This is a genomic window from Pseudoalteromonas sp. SWXJZ94C (assembly GCF_015864385.1).
Taxonomy (GTDB): Bacteria; Pseudomonadota; Gammaproteobacteria; order Enterobacterales; family Alteromonadaceae; genus Pseudoalteromonas.
This window is the reverse complement of sequence record NZ_JADYXF010000004.1, coordinates 74,760-95,524: the sequence shown is the minus strand read 5'-3', so window position 1 is coordinate 95,524 and position 20,765 is coordinate 74,760. Positions and strand designations below refer to the sequence as shown.

Here is a 20,765-nt window from a genome sequence, read left to right as displayed (position 1 = left end):
GCGGTTTAACGACCTTTTTCAAACTCATCAACTTCACGCTCTGCTTCTTCTTTAGATTTACCGTATTGCTGCTGGATTTTACCAACTAGCTCTGTACGGCTACCTTCAATTTTATCTAAATCGTCGTTGGTAAGATCGCCCCATTTTTGTTGAGCCTTACCTTTAAGTTCTTTCCAATTACCTTCGATACGATCGCTGTTCATAAGTTTATCCTTACTTTAGGTTAGTGAATTAACTGTCAGTTATAAAGTAGCAAGCCTTATACCAAGAGATAATAATTAATTTATTGCTTTTATTATCAACTGGTTATACTTTTAGATTGAGTTTATTTGTTTTCAATACTGCGTTTTTATTAAAAAATATACATAGCAGCCTGTAATTATTGCTTACCTAAGTTACGCCGCTTTGATGTAACTCATTCTTAAACTTTTGTTTTAAGCTAATATGCAGGTATTAAATAAAGTAGTTAACCTGAGTGAGTTATGAATACAAAAACGTGTGAATACGGAGTGGATGACTGCTCGTACAAAATGGCAGGTGAGTTAGCAGGTATTACACAATTGGTGAATGCGTTTTACGATAATATGGACGCTTTAAAAGAGGCTGAAAATATAAGGAGTATGCATTCAAAAGACTTATCGGCATCGCGTAAAAAGCTCACTTATTTTTTGTCGGGCTGGTTAGGTGGTCCTAAATTATACGCTGAACATTTTGGTAGTATTAACATACCTCAAGCGCATAAACATTTACATGTAGGAATTGAGCAAAGTGACGCATGGCTTTTGTGCATGCAAAAAGCGGTTGATGAGCAACCTTACGAAGCACCATTTAAAATTTACTTAATGCAGCAATTACGAGTGCCTGCAGAGCGAATTAGATTAGTATCGGGTAGTTAATAGCAATTATTAATAAACATCAACCGCAGCTAGGCTTTGGTTTTTTGTTACAATGCCTGCAAAGCAATTTAGGGTAAATAGCTGTGCTGCCTGTTCAAGACATATATCAACAACTCGTTACTACATTACAAAGTAATCCTATTACGTTATTACAAGCGCCGCCTGGTGCGGGTAAATCTACGTGGTTGCCGTTACAGCTTATGCGCGACGGGCATTTTAAACGTATTGTAATGCTAGAGCCTCGCCGAATAGCTGCACGTAATATTGCCAGTTATTTAGCAAAGTGCCAAAACGAGAGTGTTGGGCAAAGTGTGGGCTTGCGGATTAGGGGCGAGAGTAAAGTAAGTGCTAATACGCGCCTCGAAATAGTCACCGAAGGCATGCTAACGCGTATGCTGCAAAACGACCCCGAATTAAGCGATATAGATTTACTTATATTTGATGAATTTCATGAGCGTTCAATTGCAGCCGATACCTCACTTGCCTTTGCGCTCGAGACCCAAAGTGCACTGCGTGAAGATTTAACCATTATGCTTATGTCGGCAACGCTAGATACTGAGCGTTACACTGCGTTTTTTGATTGCCCTGTAATTCAATCAAGCGGTCGCAGCTACCCAATAGACGAAATATACATACCCATAAAAGATGAAAGCCGTTGGCTTGATGCAATTCCTACCATAATAAAACAAGCACTTAATGAGCAAACAGGCAGCGCATTGGTGTTTTTACCTGGGCAATTTGAGATACTACGTGTGCAACAAGCACTGAACGATTTACCCAGTAACTGCATAGTCGCAACGCTATTTGGCGAGCAAGATAAAGCTAATCAGCAAGCTGCTATTGCTCCTGCACCAAACGGCATGCGCAAAGTAGTGCTTACCACCAATGTAGCCGAAACCAGTTTAACTATTGAAGGCATACGCATTGTAATTGACAGCGGCAAGCGCCGTGCAGCGACCTTTAATTTAAAAACAGGTGTTACTGAGCTCACAACACAAAGTATATCGCGCTCGTCTGCTGTGCAGCGTGCAGGGCGTGCAGGACGAATAGAGCCGGGCATTGTTTATCGAATTGGCTCAAAGCAAACCTTTGAGCGACGTAATAGTCACGACAATCCCGAAATACTCACATCAGACATAAGCCAACTTATGCTTGAGGCAAAGCAGTGGGGAGCCAGTATTGATGAGCTAACCTTACTCGATAAACCCACTGAGCAACAAGGCGAGCAAGCAAGTAACCTGCTTAACATGCTAGAAGCTATTGATAAAAAAGGTAAACTTACACCGCTTGGCAGTAAAATATTAGGATTTGGTGCTGATATTCGTTTGGCACATATGCTATTAAAAGCACAAATACTTGATGACCAACTCCCTGGTATTTTTAGGCTCGCTATTTATTTAGTGGCATTACTTGAGAGCCGAGTAAACAGTGCAAACGAGTTGAGTTTAGCGTTGCATAGCCAACAGCAACGTCCGCATCCGGTATTTAAGCAACAGTTAAAATATTGGCAAAGCCGTTTAAAAGTAAAAGACGAAAACAGCGAATTAAATACGCATTATATTAGTTTGCTAGTGGCATTGGCATACCCCGATCGTATTGCTAAAAAACGCGGTAATGGTTACCTACTTGCCAATGGTGCAGGTGCTGAGTTAAATGCCGATTACTGGCACAACGACGATTACTTAGCTATAGCAACCATGGGCGGGCACAAAGGAGGGCGTATATTTACAGCCACTGCGCTTAACCCATTTGAGTTACAAGAATTTTTACCGCATTTATTTAGTGAACTTACTCGCTGTGAGTTTGACGAAAAATCAGCACGTTTTATTCATCAAGATGAAGTAAAACTCGGGGCTATAACACTCACCAGCCAACCTAGTAAACAAAAACTAGATAAGAGCGAGCGTGCTAAAGCGTGGCTTAACTTATTTGCTAAACACGGTTTTGCATTATTTAACGAGCAACCTGATGCGCAGCAATTGCTGATACGTATGAGCTTAGCAAGTAATTTAATGCCCGATAAATTCCCAAAAATAAATGAGCAACAACTCATTCAAAATGCAACGCAGTGGCTAGGTGTGTTTTTAGAAGATATTAAAACGCTCACGCAGCTTAAAAAGTTTAACTACTTTGAAGCATTACAAAACTGTTTTGATTGGCAACAACAAACCGCTTTAAAAGCACTGTTACCACTGCGATTAACGGTGCCAAGTGGCTCAAATATAAAAATAGAATACCAGCTTGATGGCCCCGCAAAGCTAAGCGTGCGCATGCAAGAAGTTTACGGCTTGACCAGTACGCCTATGCTTGCCAACGGTAAACTGCCACTGCTTATGGAGCTGCTATCGCCAGGTAAACGCTCATTGCAACTAACTCAAGATTTAGCACACTTTTGGGCTAGCAGTTACCGCGATGTGCAAAAGGAAATGAAAGGCCGCTACCCTAAGCATTTTTGGCCAGACGACCCTGCCAACAGCGTTGCAACCAATAGAGTGAAAAGCAAAATGTGATGTTAGTTACTTAAAGTTATTTGTTTTATTGTTGAACATATTAATATAGTGTTCCTATAAATGAATCAATATTTTTAACTACAGGGAAGTGATAAGTGATGAAGCTACTTTTAACGTTAGGCTTGGCCTTAGTAACTGCTTTTTCGCGTATGCTGAAAAGCCACTCGACTTAAATGCGTTTGCGCAGCTGTACTATAAAACAATGACCGCCACACAAGCACCTAACGCAGGTACTAAAGAGCTTGAGGCTTACCTTGCATTGTTAACCGATGATATTGGCAATCAGCACATTCCGTATCAACCGGATGACTCACGTACTCCTGATGGCAAAAAGCAGATGCGCAAAGGTATGAGCTTTTACTTAGGTGCGCACTCGTTGTTTGAAAGCACACTGCTTAATATATTCGTATTTAACGATACAGGCTTTGCTATTCGTTATAAAAACTATGTAAAAGGTATTCATCCGCAAAATAAGCAGCCAATAGAGTACACCTCCACAATGCTGGAAGTGATCGAAATTGAAAACGGCAAAGTGGCGATGATCCGCAAGTATCACGAATAAACGAATAAACGAATAAACGAATAAACGAATAAACGAATAACTAATAAAACAAATAAGGATATATATGAAACATTTACTTATCGCACTATCAATATTAATGCTTAGTGCATGCGTTAGTACAAAAAGTGATTTTAGATTTGATGGCTCCACACCAGAGTCAACTCAAATGGGAGTTAATAAAGTTTTAAAAGCATTAAAGCCTCAAGATTCAATGCGCTTTTTAGGCGCCTTAATCTCAATTCAATTTTCTGACGTGCAAAGCGTAGAAGATATTATGGGCGACCCGACCATGATGGGCGAAATGAATTACTTTATTATTGGCAAAAAAATAGATGGTTTAAATTATTATGAAGTATTGGAGCTTGCTAGTTCATCTTCATCAAAAGTGGAATTTTCTGTAGAGGAATGATTTCAGTTTTTTGTACTACTGTAAATATGTAATTTTATGTCTATATTAAATGTATTATTGAAGGGGCTAAACATCTTAACGTTATAAAAATTAATAGTAAGCTTTGTTTATTCTTGCTCATGAATTTATACTACGCTTTAGTAAGAAACTAATTATTTATTGTTTAGGTGTAGTAAGTCTAAAACACAAAACGTAAGCTACTTTGACTTAATTTTACACGATTAGATAGAGACTATGACATTAAGATTTTTTGTAATAATAGGTACTTTAATTTTAATGTGCTTTGTAACAAGTTTATTAGTTGGATACCGCTATTTTTCAGCCTGCCGACTATAAATAATAGTATTGAAGATTATCAAAATCGTGAATTGTTAAGTCTTAAAATTGCGCTTGATAAAGAGTTTATATTTTTAGAAACACTCAATTATGACTACGCCGTATGGGATGATACCTATAATTATATGGCTGATTTTGACGCAGAATACGTAGATTCAAACTTTGTAGGGGACACCTTCTACTCACTTAAAATAGATGGCGTATTTATTTATGACATGAATTTTAATATGGTTTACGGGCAAGCGTACGACTATATTAAACACATTGAGTTTGATGCGCCTGATTTAGATTTACAGGTTAATAAGCTAAACCGCACAATTATTCCTAATTCAAAAGCCTCTGAAGACGACAACAGTTTAAGGCATTCTGGTTTTTTACAAACAGAGGATGGTCCTGTCATGTTTGCATCGCATGTTATAAAGCGAACAGATAAAACAGGCGAGCCTGTTGGTAGTATTGTTTTTATAAAAAAGGTAAGGACGTCGTTGATCAAATCCTTAGCTGAGATTGCACAAGTAGAGCTTAGCTATTCAAAAATAGAACACGCTAGTTCTTTAAACAATATCGTAACTCTCAAAGGGAGCCTTCAAGGAGAGGACATTGCCACTCAAAGGAAAAGGGTGATTCTAGATGTAAACGGTAATCCACTTCTTGCTTTGAACATTAAGCACCACCATCAAACACTGCCAGTTTTATTTGATCACTATTTAAAACTTATTTTGTTAATGTTTTTTGTAATGTCGTTATTGGGTTTTTATATAGTGAATCGTTACTTTATTGAGCCACTTATTAATGGTGCGTCCGCTATTAATTCAATGTTGGTTAAAAACGATTTGCAGCCTTTGAGGTTCACTAATCAATTTTTAGAAATGCGTGTTTTAATTAGCGGTTTTAATGCGTTAATTAAACAGGTAAAAGAACAAAACTTTAAGCTTGAAAAAATAAGTAAAATTGATGGGTTAACTCAAATTTATAATAGACGAGCCTTTGATGAAATTATTGCGGCGCAATGGGGGCAGGCCCAACAACAAAAAAGTACCTTTGCGGTAATATTACTTGATGTAGATCACTTTAAAAATTATAACGATTTTTATGGTCACCAAGGCGGAGACACCGCTTTACAACTGCTAGCCGATAAACTGAAGCAAATAGCAAAGTTAAACACTGGTACGGTGGCACGCTATGGCGGCGAAGAGTTTATATTATTCTTTAAACAGCTTTCTTATGAAGAGTTTGTAAATATATCTCAGCAATTGCTTTTAGCTGTTAAAGAATTAAATTTACCTCATGAGGCGTCACCTGTACGTGAATATTTAACAATTAGTGCCGGGTGTGTATTTGCTACAAAAGAAACAGTAGCTAGTGGCAATATATCCACTCAATTATTAATTAAAGAAGCTGACGAAATGCTTTACGAGGCAAAAAATTCTGGTAGAAATAAAGCATTAACTAAGGCGTATTGATCTTTGGTGGTTGAATTTAGAGCCGTGTGTTTGGTATTTAAGCAAGGCAGAGCCTGTGATGTGTGTTTTTCCATAAACACCTGATAAATATATATTAATTGTAATTACGCGCTACCTTTTAGATTCTTTCTAGGGACGGCTAACTCTTCTTTGTTGCCTACATGAATGCAGGTAAGGGGCGTGAGCAGGACGCGGAAGCTTTGATCGGTTTTTACTTATTCTTACATGGATGTAGCCAGTAGGGTAATGCAGGAGCAGTTACCGAGCTCACTAGGTTACAAACCTCGCGCCGCGATTTAATCGCCCCTAGATTGAACAAATTTCAGTCCACAAAGCTCAACACGCCCTAAACTTGTATAATTTAAATAAAGCTTAAAAATATGTCAGCTATTTTTATAACGAACCCGCTTAAACTTCTTTACCACTGTGCTTTTCGGCTAAGTCATCAAGCTCTGTAATTGTGTAATCAAATCCACTTTCGTCGTGTTCATACATAACTTTTACGCTGTCGCCACCATTAAAAAGACGCGTTTTTACGTCGTTTACCGACCAGTCTTTTAGCTCGTGTAAAAATCGGTTAGCAACTTGTGAGGATTCAAAACGATAGCTAATTTCTGTTTTCATAAATAATAAGGCTCTGGCTAAGTTAAACCCCACAGTTTGCGTATTTTTGAGGGGTGTTTAAGTTTCGGTTACAAAAAATAAAGAGTTTAATTGTAAATTTTGTGTTTCAATAAATGCATCAAACTCGGTACACATTAACGTACCTTTATTAAAAGACGATGACGACTTTACATGCATTATAAATTTGTTTTAATGGCAAGCTCTGTTTTATTACTTAGTGCTTGCGGTGGTTCTGGCACAGATGATACGCCAACCATTAACGGAAATAAAATCCCCATTTTATCAATAGCGAATATTGAAAACGATATAACCAAAAACCAAACTATTCAATTAGCTGCAACAGCGAGTGATAAAGACGGCACAATTACAAGTGTTATCTGGGAGCAAACTGCTGGGCTCAAAGTACTTGATGAACCAATAAGCGCAAACACTGTAACAATAAACCTTCCTCCTGCGTTGAGTTATGCACCAAGAGAGTATGCCTTTAACGTAACGGCAACCGACAACGAAGGTGCAACTAATGTTAAAACGGTTAGCTTTGTTGCCAGAAACTCGATGGACGAATTTACTGCAGCACGTTTACTGCATCAAGGCAGTATGGGACCAAAACTTAGCGAAATACGCAAAGCCCAAGGATTAAGTGAGCAGCAATGGCTTGAAAGCCAAATTGCATTACCAATTGAGTATCATCGTGGCTATTTAGTTAAAAGCCAAGGCGAGGATGAATTTAGGTATATCAACCGTATTGATAGTTGGTGGAAAGCAACGCTACGCAGTGACGATCAGCTTCGTCAGCGGGTTGCATTTGCACTGAGCGAAATATTAGTCGTGTCGGATGCAAATAGCGGTTTGAGTTCTCAACCTGAGGGTATGGTTAACTACTACGATTTATTACTTAAAAATGCTTTTGGTAATTACCGAGAGTTATTAGAAGATGTAACGCTTTCGCCTATTATGGGTACTTATTTAAGCCATTTAGGTAACGAAAAAGCAGACGATGCACTTAACATTCGCCCAGACGAAAATTACGCACGTGAAGTAATGCAGTTATTTACCATCGGGCTTGAAGAGCTAAACCAAGACGGAACTGCAAAGCTTGATGCACAAGGTAATACAATAGCCACTTATGGCCAGTCGCAAATTGAAGGCTTTGCACGGGTGTTTACTGGTTGGACATTTGCGGGTAGCGAAACATTTAAGCGCAAAAGTCGTGATTATATAAAGCCAATGGAAGCGTTTAGTGAGTACCATTCAAGTAAGCAAAAAACACTTTTAAACGATGAAGTTATTCCTGAGGGTTACGGGCCCGAAGAGTCATTGCAAATAGCGCTCGATAATTTATTTAATCACGCCAATGTAGCGCCGTTTATTACTAAGCAGCTAATTCAACGTTTAATTACATCAAACCCAACACCTCAATATATTGAGCGAGTGGCGAATGTGTTTAACGATAATGGTAATGGTGTGCGTGGTGATTTAGCCGCTGTTATTAAGGCAATTTATTTAGATGACGAAGCACGCCATTTTGGCTCAGTTTTAAGTTATCAGGGGAAGCTAAAAGAGCCTTTATTAAAAACAGTGCAGTTTTGGCGTAACCTCGATGCAAAGTCTTTAGAAGGATATTACAGAACATGGAATATGTTTGATAACTACGGACAAGGACCAATGCGCTCGTCATCGGTATTTAACTTTTTTAGACCCGATTACCAGCCAGCTCAATTACGTGATGATGAATTAGTAGCCCCCGAATTACAAATTGCAGGCGATGCGACGCTAATAGGCACCATGAATGAGCACTTTGCCGACTTAGTATGGAGCGCAGCCGAGGGGCATAACGATTTAAACTCAAGCGGATTATACGTATATATTAAAAATGATATGAACACCTTAAAAAAGGAGGGTATTAATACTTTGCTTGATGAGTACAACGTTTTATATTTTGCAGGCTCAATGAGTGCCGACACTCGCCAAGCATTGCTTGATTTAGATGCGTACTTTGATGATGACCAATATCGAGAACGGGTATCGTATTTGCTTTATATGATTGCTATTTCACCTGAATTTAATTTGCAGTATTAGGAGAGGCATAATGAGCATTAATAGAAGACAGTTTTTGTCGTTATGTGTAAAAGGTGGCGTATCGGCAGCGGCGTTAACTAGTTTACAACTTCAAGCATTAACAGGTTCGGCAAATGCCGTTGAACTGGGCGACTATAAAGCCTTGGTATGTATATTTTTATATGGCGGAAATGACTCGCTTAATATGCTAGTACCATTAGAGGGCGAGCAGCGTAATTTGTATGAACAGAGCAGACAAAACCTTGCAGTAGCTTCGCCTATTGCACTAAATAGTACAACTGTATTTGCTGGTGGAGTAGGGCTGCATCCTTCTCTTTTACCAATTAAAAGTGTGTTTGACTCTTCTAACTTAGCGTTTGTTGGCGGGCTTGGCACTTTACTTGCTCCTACAACAATTGATGATTATAAAAATAAAACAGTGGTGCTTCCCAAGCATTTATTTTCGCATAATGATCAGCAGGCGTCGTGGATGTATGGACGTGAAAAACAGTCTTTAAATAGTGGCTGGGGGGCACGTTTATTGGAGCGTTTAGATCAGCAAGATCAGTTTGCCGCTAATATATCGCTTGATGGCACAAACCTTTGGCAAACGGGTAGTCAAACTAAAGCATTTGCACTTAACAAAAGTGGAATCAGTAAAATTAATGCATTTGGTGGCTACCAGCCTCGTACAGATCACGTAACCAATATAATGAACCGTATAATGGGCAATACTCAGCACCCGCTTAGCAGTGCTTATGCTAATAGTTTTAAGTCGGCAATTAATAACACCCAAGCGATGAACAATGCACTCGAAACAGCGCCTGAGCTAATTACGTCATTTAGTGATACGAGTTTATCAGAGCAATTAGCTGCGGTAGCTAAAACTATTAGTGTGCAGTCAAAATTAAGTACTCAGCGCCAAGTGTTTTTTGTATCTATGGGTGGATTTGATACGCACGATGATCAACTTGATACACACCCTGCATTATTAAGTACGTTAGCCCAAGGGCTTAGCGAATTTGATAGTGCTATGAAAGAGCTTGATGTTGCCGACAAGGTAACTGCGTTTACTATGTCGGATTTTGGTCGCACACTTACCTCTAATGGTGATGGGACTGACCATGGTTGGGCAGGAAACCAAATAGTAATGGGTGGTGCTGTAAAGGGTGGTGATATATATGGTGAGCTTTTAACTCAACATTTAGATGGACTGCAAGACACAGGTGGTGGGCGTTTAATACCACAAGTAGCTAATGAGCAGTATTTTGCTACATTGGCTCAATGGTTTGGCGTACCGCGTTCAGAACTTGTTGATATTTTCCCTAACTTAAATAATTTTGATCAAACAACATTGGACTTTTTTGTTTAATTAGCCGCTAATGGTAATCCAAAAACATTTATTAACGTACAAAGTAGTCGGCTAGTCGCACTAGGCTGTTTGAAAAATAATAATCACACATAATAATGGAGCAATTTAATGAAAATTTTAGTAAGCCTTGTAAGCTTAATCGCCTTTTTACTGGTTTTGTTACCGGGTCCTTTGTATAAGTTTGGCGTTGTAGAGCTAGGTACTGCTTTTGCTGGCTTTAAATTTGGTGTTTACGCTGGTGGTGCAGCGCTTTTACTGCTTTTAGTGCAAGTTATTTTTATGCGTAAAACAGTCACACTTGGTAGTGCTGCAACTGCTGTTATATTTTCGGCGATAGCAATTGCAATGCCTTTAAATATGATGAACACAGCTAAAAGTGTACCGCCAATTCATGATATTTCTACCGATTTAGTTAACCCGCCGGAATTTATAGCTATTGCCCCTCTTCGTGCTGATGCGTCAAATCCTGTGGAATATGCAGGTGAAGAAACCGCAGTACAACAACGTAAAGCTTATCCAGAACTCGCAACACTTAATTTTGCCCAATCAAAAACAGATCTTGTTAAAGCAACAGAGCAAGCAGTTCAAAACTTAGGTTGGGAGTTAGTAAATACAGATATAAGTAAAGGCATTGTTGAGGCAACAGAAACAACAGCATGGTTTGGCTTTAAAGACGATGTAGTTGTGCGTATTAATGATGAAGGCAGTGAACGTTTTGTTGATATTCGTAGTAAATCGCGCGTTGGTCGTAGTGATTTAGGAAAAAATGCAGAGCGCATTCATACATTAATTAATGAGCTAAATGCTGTACTGACAAAATAACTAAATTTAGCGCCTAAGTTACCAGGGCGTGTTGACCTTTCGTGGGTGAATTTACAGCAGTATGTTTGGTTTTTAGGCAAGGCAGAGCCTATGTAGTGTGGTTACTTCCCATAAATAGGCGATAACGCAGCATAAATACCAAACATGCGCTGCCCTTTGGGTTCTTTCTAGGGACGATTAACTCTTTGTTGCTCGGTTTTTACTTAGCCCGCTAGGTTACAAACCTCGCGCCGCGATTAAATCCCCCCTAGATTGAACAAATTTCAATCCACAAAGAACAACACGCCCTAGCACTAACAATTAAGCCCAAACACTGTTTGGGCTTTTTTTGTGCCTATTTTATATTGTCAGGTTCTATTCACAGGCAATGTACTATGCTATTGATGATTTAAATTTTTAACAACTATGGAGTTATTATGAAAACAGTAGGATATGCAGCAAAAAGTCAATGTTCTGAACTTTCAGAGTTTTCTTTTGAGCGCCGCGATTTACGAGATAACGATGTAGAAATTGAAATTTTATACTGTGGTGTGTGCCATTCAGATTTACACGCCGTGCGAAACGATTGGGGTGGCAGTGATTATCCGCTAGTGCCTGGTCACGAAATTGTAGGTAAAGTCATGTCGGTAGGTAGCGACGTGAAAAAATATAAACAAGGCGACACTGTTGCTGTTGGTTGCATGGTTGACTCGTGTCAAAGTTGCGATCAATGTGATAATCACGAAGAGCAATTTTGCAGAGAAGGCATGATAGGTACATACGCAGGTAAAGACCGTATTACAGGTGAAATGACCCAAGGTGGGTATTCTAAACATGTTGTTGTACGTGAAGAGTTTGTACTTTCAGTACCAGAGAGTTTAGACCTTTCGCGCGTTGCGCCATTGCTTTGTGCTGGTATTACTACTTACTCACCACTGCATAAATGGGGCGTAAAAAAAGGTAGCCGAGTGGGTGTAGTTGGCTTAGGCGGACTTGGTCATATGGCTGTTAAAAATGCAGTTGCGATGGGTGCAAGCGTAACGGTTATTGGTCGTAGTGAATCTAAAAAAGATGATGCCGTTAAATTAGGTGCTCAGCATTACTTAGTGTCATCGAATGACGAAGACATGAAAAAAGCACAATCAGCATTTGATGTAATTATAGACACTGTACCGGTAAAGCACGACCTATCTGTATATACACCATTGCTTGATGTAGATGGTACTTTAGTTATTGTTGGTCAGGTTGGTCCGGTAGATGAAGTAAATACAGTACCATTATTAACGGGGCGTCGTCGTATTGCCGGTTCGTTAATTGGTGGTATTGAAGAGACGCAACAAATGCTCGATTTTTGTGGTGAACATAATGTGCTACCAGAGTGTGAGATGATCAACATTGACGAAATTAATACAGCATACGAGCGAATGGAACGCTCTGATGTTCGTTATCGTTTTGTTATTGATATGGAATCGTTAAGCGCATAGTTAACGCTAACTATTTAATAAAGAGCTGCTAATATGCAGCTCTTTTTATTTGAGTTATTAAACCTCAGCAGCGATGCTCTTTTTATTCATTTGAAAGTAGCTAAGAATCCACATAATAAATCCACCTACAAATAAAGCGGCTGCAACATAGCCCGTTTGATTAGGCGCAGCACCTTGCGCTATTGCAATTCCACCTACCCAAGGACCAATTGCATTAGCAACATTAAATGCGCACTGCACTAATGCGCCAATCATTGCGTGTCCATCAGGCGACACGTCCATTAATAATGTTTGTACAAGTGTGGCTAAACCTAGGCTACAACCTATAAAAAATATTACCGCATAAAGCATCCAAATATTATGGCTAGCGGTTACATAAGCAAAAGCGAATACAGTAGTACAAATAAGTACCAAACCAGTGGTTTTAATTGCAGATTTATCGGCTGCTTTACCAAGTACATAATTACCGAGGGTTGAGCCTATACCAAACATTACCATTGCAATAGATATTGTATAAGGCGCTGTTTTTGTTACATCTAAAATAGTATCTGCAATGTAAGTATAAATACAAAATACACCACCAAAACCAATAATTACAATGCCTAAAATAGACCACACAAGCTTATTTTTTAGTACGCCAAATTCGTTAAGTAAATTAGATGGCTTAGCATTATCAACATTTGGAACAACTTTATAAACAAAAATAAAAGCAATAAATGCAAGTACGGCAGCGCCTGCTAAACAGTATCGCCAGCTTAGGTTTTGTCCAACAAGTGTAACAATAGGTACACCCACAATTGTTGCAACAGTTAATCCCATAAACACTTTTGACATAAAACTAGCACGCTTACCTTTTGGGGCAATATCAGATGCTAATAAAATAGCCGCGCCAAAATATGCACCATGAGGTAAACCACTTAAAAATCTAAATATGACAAGTTGCTCAAGCGAAGTTGACATAGCGCTCAACCCATTTGAAATAAACATTAAGCTTATAAAAATGAGCAATGCTTTGCGCTTTCTCATATTAGCAGTAGTGAGCATTAAAATAGGGGCACCAACTACAACACCAATGGCGTAAGCACTAATTGCGTAACCACTTTGTGAGGGCGTTGAGCCAAATGTTTCGCTAATTAGTGGCAGCATAGGCATCATTGAAAACTCAGATAATCCTAAAATAAATGTGCCAAGTGCTAATACGAGTAAAATAGCGGTTCTGTTAAGTTGACTAGATGCCGACGTTACATCTGATGTCATAGATGATCCCTTAAGGTTTAATTTTAAAAATGAAACTGCACAATAGATCTTGAATAGGAAATATTATGTGTATGCTTAAATTTTGGTGTGAGAGGGTAGTCTGTGAGGGCGCTATTTTAAGTTAAAAAAAGTACAGAGTCATGCATAAATTAGTGGTTTTATTAGGTTTTTAAAATGTTAATTAGAAGAAAATACTACTTAACATTTATAAAATAAAAAAACTATTTATAAAGCATATATATATAAGATATTAAATATTAGCCGAAAGGTTATTTAAAGCTTATATTTACAGTACAGCTACATATTGATATCACATTAATTTGCTAATTTTTGTACTAATTCACTCCTTAAGGTTTTTATATGTTTGGTATTTCTAAAAGAAACGCAAAAATTGAAGAAATGGAGCTTCAATTAATTCAAAAACAATCTATTTTATCGGCAATTAACAAGCATGTGGCCTATATTGAATTTACACCTGAAGGAATAATATTAGACGCAAACCAATTGTTTTTAACAACCATTGGTTACAGAAAAGAGCAAATAATTGGTAATCATCATCGCATGTTTTGCGAAAGTGATTATGCAAACTCAAGCGAATACAGCCAGTTTTGGCAAGCTTTAAAAGCAGGAAACTCTAAAGCAGGATCATTTTTAAGATACAAAGCTAATGGCGATAAGCTTTGGCTTGAAGCAACTTACTTTCCTGTAGAAGAGCGCGGCGTAGTAACCAAAGTTATTAAAATAGCCTCTGACATTACAACCAGTTATGTACAAAGAAAGGCGCAAGAAGCTATTGCAAATGCACTCGATAAAGCATTAGCTGCAATAGAGTTTACCCCTGAGGGTAATATTTTAAAAGCAAACCAAAACTTTTTAGCAACAATAGGTTATAGCTTAAAAGACATTGTAGGCAAGCATCATAAAATGTTTTGCACTAAAGTGTTTTATGAGAAAAATCCACGCTTTTGGAATGAATTAGCGCAGGGTCAATTTAAGTCTGGAAAGTTTAAACGCATTGCTGCCGATGGTTCAGAAATTTGGCTAGAGGCTACTTACAATCCAATATTAGATAGCAAAGGTAATGTAACTAAAATCATCAAGTTTGCATCAAACATTACTGATCGTATAAACAATAATAATGCAGTGACTGAAGCCGCTGCAATCGCACACGAATCGGCCGTTTCTACAGTAGAAACAGCTAAAAAAGGATCTGAAATACTGCAAAGATCCATAGCAAACTCCGACGCAATTGTAAGCCAAGTACTTAAATCGGTAGATTTAATAAAAGACCTTAATGAGCAATCTGCTGTAATAGGCTCTATTGTTTCTACAATTAGTAGCATTGCAGATCAAACTAATTTATTGGCACTTAATGCAGCCATAGAGGCTGCACGTGCTGGTGAATACGGTCGAGGTTTTGCGGTAGTAGCAGATGAAGTAAGGCAACTTGCAGCCAGTACGAGTCGTTCTACTAATGAAATAGCAACGGTTGTTAAAAATAACCAAGAGTTAACTAATGATATATCAAAGCAAATAACGTCAGTTTCAGATTCATCAAAGCAAGGAAGAGAGCTTATTGCTAATGTATCTGAGGTCATTAAAGAGATTGAACGCGGAGCAGATATTGTTTCTCAAACGGTCGCTAAGTTAAATGCTTAATTTATTATATGACCTTTTAGATTAAACACACCTAACAACATTCTAAATTGATAAAGTGCGACAATATGTCGCGCTTTTGCTTTTGCAACTCATTATATAATTACGCCAATTATTACAGTGGCATAAATTAACAATGGTTTATAAAAGCAAAACTCAAAAAACATATTTACTAACGCCTGTCGCACTTTTTATCAGCGGTGTGCTATCTCCTTTTGCATTTGCCGACGATACGTCTTTAGAAGTGATTGAAGTACACGGACATGCTCAAAATAAGCATTTAGCACTTGGTTCGTCAGAATCGTTATTAAGTGATTTAGGTGTCGACTTTTCAGCAGCGGGCGGCGTATCTAACCTACCTATTTTAAATGGTTTAATGGGCGACAGAGTTAAAGTGTTAGTTGATGGTGCAGATGTAACCGCTGCATGCGCTAATCATATGAACCCGCCACTGTCGTATATATCTGCTAATCAAATTACGTCTTACAATGTAGTTGCCGGCGTGTCGCCAGTAAGCGCGGGTGGCGATAATATTGCCGGTGTAATAAGCGTTAACTCTATTTCACCACAGTACAGCGATAGCAGTGAATTAAGCTGGCATTCGGGTTATGTGTCGGCAAAGTACAGTAGTGTTGATAATGGACGTAAACTTGGCGTGGGTGCTCGTTTAGCAAGTGATACGTTTAGTTTTAATTATCAAGGCTCGTTTAGCGATGCAGATAGTTACGAAGACGGTAATGGCGATGTAGTGCTTGATACATTGTATCGTGCACAAAATCATAGTTTAACCGCAGCTATGCGCGATGATAAACAGCAATTAGTTATAAAGCTAACGCATCAAAAAATCCCGTATCAGGGATTTGCAAATCAGTATATGGATATGACCGATAACACCAGTTACGGTGCAATAGCTCAATACAAGCGCTCCTTTGAAAACAGCGAACTTGAAGGGCAAGTTAACTGGCATAGTGTAAAGCACGAAATGGGTTTTTTCAGTGAAGAAAAAACAGGCATGATGCGAATGAAAACCGATGCACAAGATATAAGTACGCAGCTTAAATGGCGTATCGCGCTTGATAAAAACAGCAGTATTTTACTCGGTCAAGAATATTACAATTACAGCATTGATGATTGGTGGCCAGGTATTGAAGGCTCAACCATGATGGGACCAGACGATTACGTAAATATAAATAACGGTAAACGAGAACGAATAGCGGCATTTGCAGAATTTGAGAGCCAAATAAATACAAAGTTATGGTTAAACGCAGGCGTACGTATTGAAAGTATTAATACCCACGTTGGAGAGGTTCAATCTTACAACGATGGTATGAGCATGACGGATATGGACGATATGGACGATATGAGCGACATGGGTAGTATGGAAAGTATGACCATGAGCGATACGTCTACAGATAATACCATCGCTGCTGAGAATTTTAATGCTGGCGACAGAGATAAAACCGACACTATAGTTGATGCTAACTTATTAATTAACTACCAAATAACAAATTATGATGAGCTGCAACTTGGTCTTGCCCGTAAAAACCGAGCGCCTAATTTATACGAGCGATACAGTTGGGGTGTAAGCACCATGGCAACCACCATGATTGGTTGGTATGGCGATGGTAATGGCTATATTGGTAACCCTGATTTAGACGTTGAAACAGCGCATACAATAAGTGCTACTTATATTAAATCGGCTAAAGATGACCGCTGGCGATTAAGCACCAATGTTTGGTATACAGATGTGAGTGACTATATTGATGCTGATATTGTAAGAAGCTTCAATAGTTATGATTTGGACAATACAGCGCGTAACATTTTTCAGTTTACTAATGTAGATGCTATTTTGTATGGTGCAAAAATAGATTTAACAGCCAACATTTATGAATCTAAGCAATTAGGTAACTGGCAGTTACACGCTAATGTTACTAATACGAGAGGCAAGCGCGACGATACTAACCAACCGCTTTACCAAATTAAACCATTGCAAACTCAGCTAGGTATTAGCCAGCAAATAGGTCGATTTGACAATGCGTTATCTTGGCAATGGGTAGATACTAAAAGCCGTGTAGATAATAATCGTTTTGAAAACCAGACAGGCAATTATAGCTTGTTAAATTTAAGCTCTAAAGCAACATGGAACGCATTAACGCTAAGCGCTGAAGTAAGTAATGTGTTTGATGAATATTACCAGCTCCCACTTGGCGGTGTAAGTATTGCAGCGCTTAAACAAGATAGCAGCAACGGGTTTGAGCAATTAGCAGGGCAGGGGCGCTCATTTAATGTAAGTGCTAGCTATGCGTTTTAAATAACCTCATATTCAAATTTAAAATAAAGCGAAAGCCATAACCATGTTATGGCTTTTTTATGTGCTTTAATTATTAAGCCGTAAACTTATTTTTATGAAATGTTTGTACGCAAAAAGCGTTCTATTAAACACGCTTGTATTAATTTTACAGCGTTATTTTAAGGCAATGCAGTAAAAAGCAGTAACTTGTTCATCACCCAATAATTAGGAAATACAGTGTTTAAGCAATTTAAAAATAAAGTGATGGGTGCGCCAACAGCTATGGCCGGTTTAGCTTTGGGTATTGCTAGTATGGGGTGGGCATGGGAGAACGTTTTTAATTTAAACTCCCAAGGGCAATTTTTGGGAGCGGTACTAGCTGGCGTATTAGTTTTACTTTTGGCTGCTAAGTTTTTACTACACCCTCATTTATTAAAAGCCGATTTAGCACACCCAGTTGCAGGAAGTGTGATCCCTACATTTGCAATGGCTAATCTTGTTATTTCAAACTCAGTTGGGCAATTTAATTCATTAGCTGGTGATATTATGTGGGTTTTAGCTTTTGTGCTGCATCTCACATTTTTGGTGAGTTTTTTATACCAGCGAGCAAAAAAGTTTAACTTTGAGGATATGGCGCCCAGCTGGTTTGTGCCGCCAGTGGGGATAATTATTGCAGATGTTACTTTTTCGGGAAATCCGACATTAGCATGGTTAGCTTATAGTGCGTTAGTCATTGGTATATCAACCTACGCCATAATGCTGCCAATTATGTTTTATCGCTTTTTATTAGCATTAAAAAGTGACTACGAAATACAGCCAACACTTGCCATTTTAGCAGCGCCTGCCAGTTTAACATTAGCGGGATATTTTCATATTGTAGCTAATCCATCACTCTTTATAGTGGGCGCATTATTTATATTAGCGATAATAAAAACACTGATTGTTTATGTGTTATTTATAAAGTTATTACGCAGACCTTTTACGCCTAGCTACGCTGCCTTTACGTTTCCAATGGTTATTGGGGCAACTGCATTATTTAAAATGGCTGATTGGATGCAAAGTATAAACCTCGCAATACCATATGTAGATGCAGTTAATTACTTAGCTACGTTTGAGCTTATAGTTGCCACGGCAGTAGTGTGTTATGTAAGTGGTCGGTACTTTTGCCACTTTAAATTATCAAAACAACAGGTAACGTAAAGTTACTCTTGGATTACCTGTGGCTCATTACTTTCTTGTTCAGCTAGTTTTTCGCGCTCAGCTTTTGACACATAAGACGGTTTATTGCCTTTGTGCAATTTAGCGTTAGTGCGTTTATCTTTCTTTTGAAATTTAGTGACGATTTTTTTACGACGGTTCACAATTAAATACCCTGTTAATTTTAAGTCGCGCATTATACAGCCATCCTCATAAAAGCTGCTATATAAATATTCAGCTTAAGTTACCTGTGTGTTTAGCGTAAAGAGCTATAAGTAAGCGCTTCATAGCGTTATAATTACCGCTCTTAGTTATTAATTAAATGGGAATTGTTTTGAAAAAGTTAGCTTTAGCCAGTATTGCTTTATTTGCGTTTGGTGCTCATGCGCAGTTAAATAAAAATATTGATAGCGTTGCCGATTACGCAGTAAATACCTACCAAAATGCTCAAATACACACACTTACTAACTTAGTGGCTTTTCCGACCGTTAATAAGAGCGATATTGCCGCTCCTCAAAATCCCGATTTTATTGGGTTTAAAGCACTTTTAAAAATGAAAGCCGCAGAGCTTGGTTTTGACTATCAAGATTTAGGGTACACCGTATTAATAGGTATGGGCGAGCAAAGCGAAAAAGTAACGGTAGTAACGCACGGCGACGTGCAACCTGCTAATGCTAGCAAATGGAAACAAAGTCCTTTTATTATTGATACATCTGAGCCGGGTAAATTAGTTGGTCGTGGTACGGAAGACGATAAAGGTGCAATAGCAACAGCGCTTTACGCCATGAAAGCAATTAAAGATAAAGGCATAACGCTTAATAACCGTATTGAGCTGATGATTTATCTTGCTGAGGAGTCTGATTGGGGTCCGCTAACTAAATTTATGAAAACGTATGAGCAACCAAAATATGCAGTAACGATTGATGCATCATATCCTGTAGTGGTTGCCGAGAAAGGCTGGAGCTTAATTGCTCCTACCTTTAATGCAACATCGCCACAAACGGGTTTATATGTAAAGGATGTAACTGGCGGTGCGTTTAGAAGCCAAATTCCAGAAGACGCCAGCTTAGTACTTCACAATGCAGACGCTGCACTTATTAATACATTAAAAGCAAAAGCCAAAACATTAAATAAAGTTGAGTTTAACTTTAGTGAGCAAAATGATGCCTTAGCAATAAGTGTTAAAGGTATGTCGGCGCATTCATCAGAGCCGGAGTCGGGTATAAATGCGATTGCGTATTTAGCTGAGTTATTTAAAGGCGTGGAGCTTGAAAATAACAGTGACGGCGAGCTAATCGACTTTGTAAATCAGTTAATTGGTTTAGATATTCATGGTAAACAGTTTGGCGAAATAGCCTATAAGCACGAGTTTATGGGTCCGATGACAGTGGCACCAACAGTTATTGAGCGCGATGGTAATGCGCTAACACTTGCTGTAAATGCACGTCGCCCTATGGGTAAAGACGAAGCTGTATTACAAAAGCAAATTGATGATGCGCTCGCTAATTGGCAAGCCACTAACAATGTAACGCTTGCCAACATAGAAACAATTATTGGCACACCTATGCTGCTTGATAGCGCGCCGCATGCACAAAAGCTGCTTGATATTTTCAAGCATTTTACGGGCGACGAAAAAGCTGACTTTGTATCAATAGGTGGTGGCACTAACGCAAAGCTGTTTGATAACGCGGTATCGTTTGGTCCTTCAATGCCAGGTAAGCGCTACACCGGTCACTCAGAGCATGAATTTATGACCATTGAGCAACTTAAGCTTAATTTACGTATGTACACAGCAATGATGATAGAGCTAGGTAATATGTAGTTTAAGCGTACTTAGATTCAATAAGATT

General features: G+C 38.6%; 16 protein-coding genes and 1 pseudogene. 13 read left to right on the top strand and 4 right to left on the bottom strand.

Annotated features, from left to right (window positions below; genetic code table 11):
• Positions 1 to 5: 5 nt before the first annotated feature.
• Complete coding sequence (locus I6F65_RS02690) at positions 6 to 203, bottom strand: CsbD family protein (RefSeq protein ID WP_007581220.1); 198 nt, start codon at positions 201 to 203, stop codon at positions 6 to 8.
• A gap of 279 nt (positions 204 to 482) precedes the next feature.
• Here I6F65_RS02690 and I6F65_RS02685 point away from each other — a divergent pair, with 279 nt between their 5' ends.
• The 5 genes and pseudogenes from I6F65_RS02685 to I6F65_RS02665 all read left to right on the top strand — a co-directional run bounded on the left by I6F65_RS02685 (position 483) and on the right by I6F65_RS02665 (position 6,176).
• On the top strand, positions 483 to 896 hold the full coding sequence (locus tag I6F65_RS02685) for a group II truncated hemoglobin (RefSeq protein ID WP_197111453.1): 414 nt from the start codon (positions 483 to 485) through the stop codon (positions 894 to 896).
• A gap of 83 nt (positions 897 to 979) precedes the next feature.
• On the top strand, positions 980 to 3,406 hold the full coding sequence (gene hrpB, locus I6F65_RS02680) for an ATP-dependent helicase HrpB (protein ID WP_197111451.1): 2,427 nt from the start codon (positions 980 to 982) through the stop codon (positions 3,404 to 3,406).
• A 98-nt stretch (positions 3,407 to 3,504) separates the two neighbouring features.
• Positions 3,505 to 3,968, top strand: a pseudogene (locus tag I6F65_RS02675) (nuclear transport factor 2 family protein).
• 64 nt (positions 3,969 to 4,032) lie between these two features.
• Complete coding sequence (locus I6F65_RS02670) at positions 4,033 to 4,377, top strand: hypothetical protein (RefSeq protein ID WP_166109766.1); 345 nt, start codon at positions 4,033 to 4,035, stop codon at positions 4,375 to 4,377.
• Between the two features lie 278 nt (positions 4,378 to 4,655).
• Positions 4,656 to 6,176 carry a diguanylate cyclase gene (locus I6F65_RS02665; protein WP_331461412.1) on the top strand — a complete coding sequence of 507 codons (1,521 nt, stop codon included), beginning with the start codon at positions 4,656 to 4,658 and terminating at the stop codon, positions 6,174 to 6,176.
• A 408-nt stretch (positions 6,177 to 6,584) separates the two neighbouring features.
• On the opposite strand, the gene I6F65_RS02660 is transcribed toward I6F65_RS02665, so the two are convergent.
• On the bottom strand, positions 6,585 to 6,800 hold the full coding sequence (locus I6F65_RS02660; protein WP_024610844.1) for a hypothetical protein: 216 nt from the start codon (positions 6,798 to 6,800) through the stop codon (positions 6,585 to 6,587).
• 171 nt (positions 6,801 to 6,971) lie between these two features.
• On the opposite strand from I6F65_RS02660, the gene I6F65_RS02655 reads away from it, so the two are divergent.
• The 4 genes from I6F65_RS02655 to I6F65_RS02640 all read left to right on the top strand — a co-directional run bounded on the left by I6F65_RS02655 (position 6,972) and on the right by I6F65_RS02640 (position 12,515).
• On the top strand, positions 6,972 to 8,879 hold the full coding sequence (locus I6F65_RS02655; protein WP_197111449.1) for a DUF1800 family protein: 1,908 nt from the start codon (positions 6,972 to 6,974) through the stop codon (positions 8,877 to 8,879).
• A 10-nt stretch (positions 8,880 to 8,889) separates the two neighbouring features.
• Positions 8,890 to 10,230, top strand: coding sequence for a DUF1501 domain-containing protein (locus I6F65_RS02650; protein WP_197111448.1), 1,341 nt, complete (start codon positions 8,890 to 8,892; stop codon positions 10,228 to 10,230).
• 108 nt (positions 10,231 to 10,338) lie between these two features.
• A complete protein-coding gene (locus tag I6F65_RS02645; RefSeq protein ID WP_197111446.1) occupies positions 10,339 to 11,052 on the top strand; it encodes a DUF1499 domain-containing protein in 714 nt (237 codons plus the stop codon).
• Positions 11,053 to 11,468: 416 nt separating this feature from the next.
• The gene (locus I6F65_RS02640; protein ID WP_197111444.1) at positions 11,469 to 12,515 is read left to right on the top strand and encodes an NAD(P)-dependent alcohol dehydrogenase; all 1,047 of its coding nucleotides are present in this window, start codon (positions 11,469 to 11,471) and stop codon (positions 12,513 to 12,515) included.
• Positions 12,516 to 12,572: 57 nt separating this feature from the next.
• Here the strand turns inward: I6F65_RS02640 and I6F65_RS02635 are convergent, their stop codons facing one another.
• Positions 12,573 to 13,772: an MFS transporter gene (locus tag I6F65_RS02635; protein WP_197111442.1), complete on the bottom strand. Its 1,200-nt coding sequence runs from the start codon at positions 13,770 to 13,772 to the stop codon at positions 12,573 to 12,575.
• A gap of 360 nt (positions 13,773 to 14,132) precedes the next feature.
• Here I6F65_RS02635 and I6F65_RS02630 point away from each other — a divergent pair, with 360 nt between their 5' ends.
• The 3 genes from I6F65_RS02630 (at position 14,133) to I6F65_RS02620 (ending at position 18,918) form a co-directional block, all read left to right on the top strand.
• The gene (locus I6F65_RS02630) at positions 14,133 to 15,431 is read left to right on the top strand and encodes a PAS domain-containing methyl-accepting chemotaxis protein (RefSeq protein ID WP_197111440.1); all 1,299 of its coding nucleotides are present in this window, start codon (positions 14,133 to 14,135) and stop codon (positions 15,429 to 15,431) included.
• Between the two features lie 133 nt (positions 15,432 to 15,564).
• A complete protein-coding gene (locus I6F65_RS02625; protein ID WP_197111438.1) occupies positions 15,565 to 17,739 on the top strand; it encodes a TonB-dependent receptor in 2,175 nt (724 codons plus the stop codon).
• A gap of 216 nt (positions 17,740 to 17,955) precedes the next feature.
• Positions 17,956 to 18,918: a TDT family transporter gene (locus I6F65_RS02620; RefSeq protein WP_197111436.1), complete on the top strand. Its 963-nt coding sequence runs from the start codon at positions 17,956 to 17,958 to the stop codon at positions 18,916 to 18,918.
• A gap of 2 nt (positions 18,919 to 18,920) precedes the next feature.
• On the opposite strand, the gene I6F65_RS02615 is transcribed toward I6F65_RS02620, so the two are convergent.
• A complete protein-coding gene (locus I6F65_RS02615) occupies positions 18,921 to 19,112 on the bottom strand; it encodes a DUF2986 domain-containing protein (RefSeq protein WP_024610949.1) in 192 nt (63 codons plus the stop codon).
• Between the two features lie 137 nt (positions 19,113 to 19,249).
• On the opposite strand from I6F65_RS02615, the gene I6F65_RS02610 reads away from it, so the two are divergent.
• Positions 19,250 to 20,737 carry a dipeptidase gene (locus I6F65_RS02610; protein WP_197111434.1) on the top strand — a complete coding sequence of 496 codons (1,488 nt, stop codon included), beginning with the start codon at positions 19,250 to 19,252 and terminating at the stop codon, positions 20,735 to 20,737.
• Positions 20,738 to 20,765 lie beyond the last annotated feature (28 nt).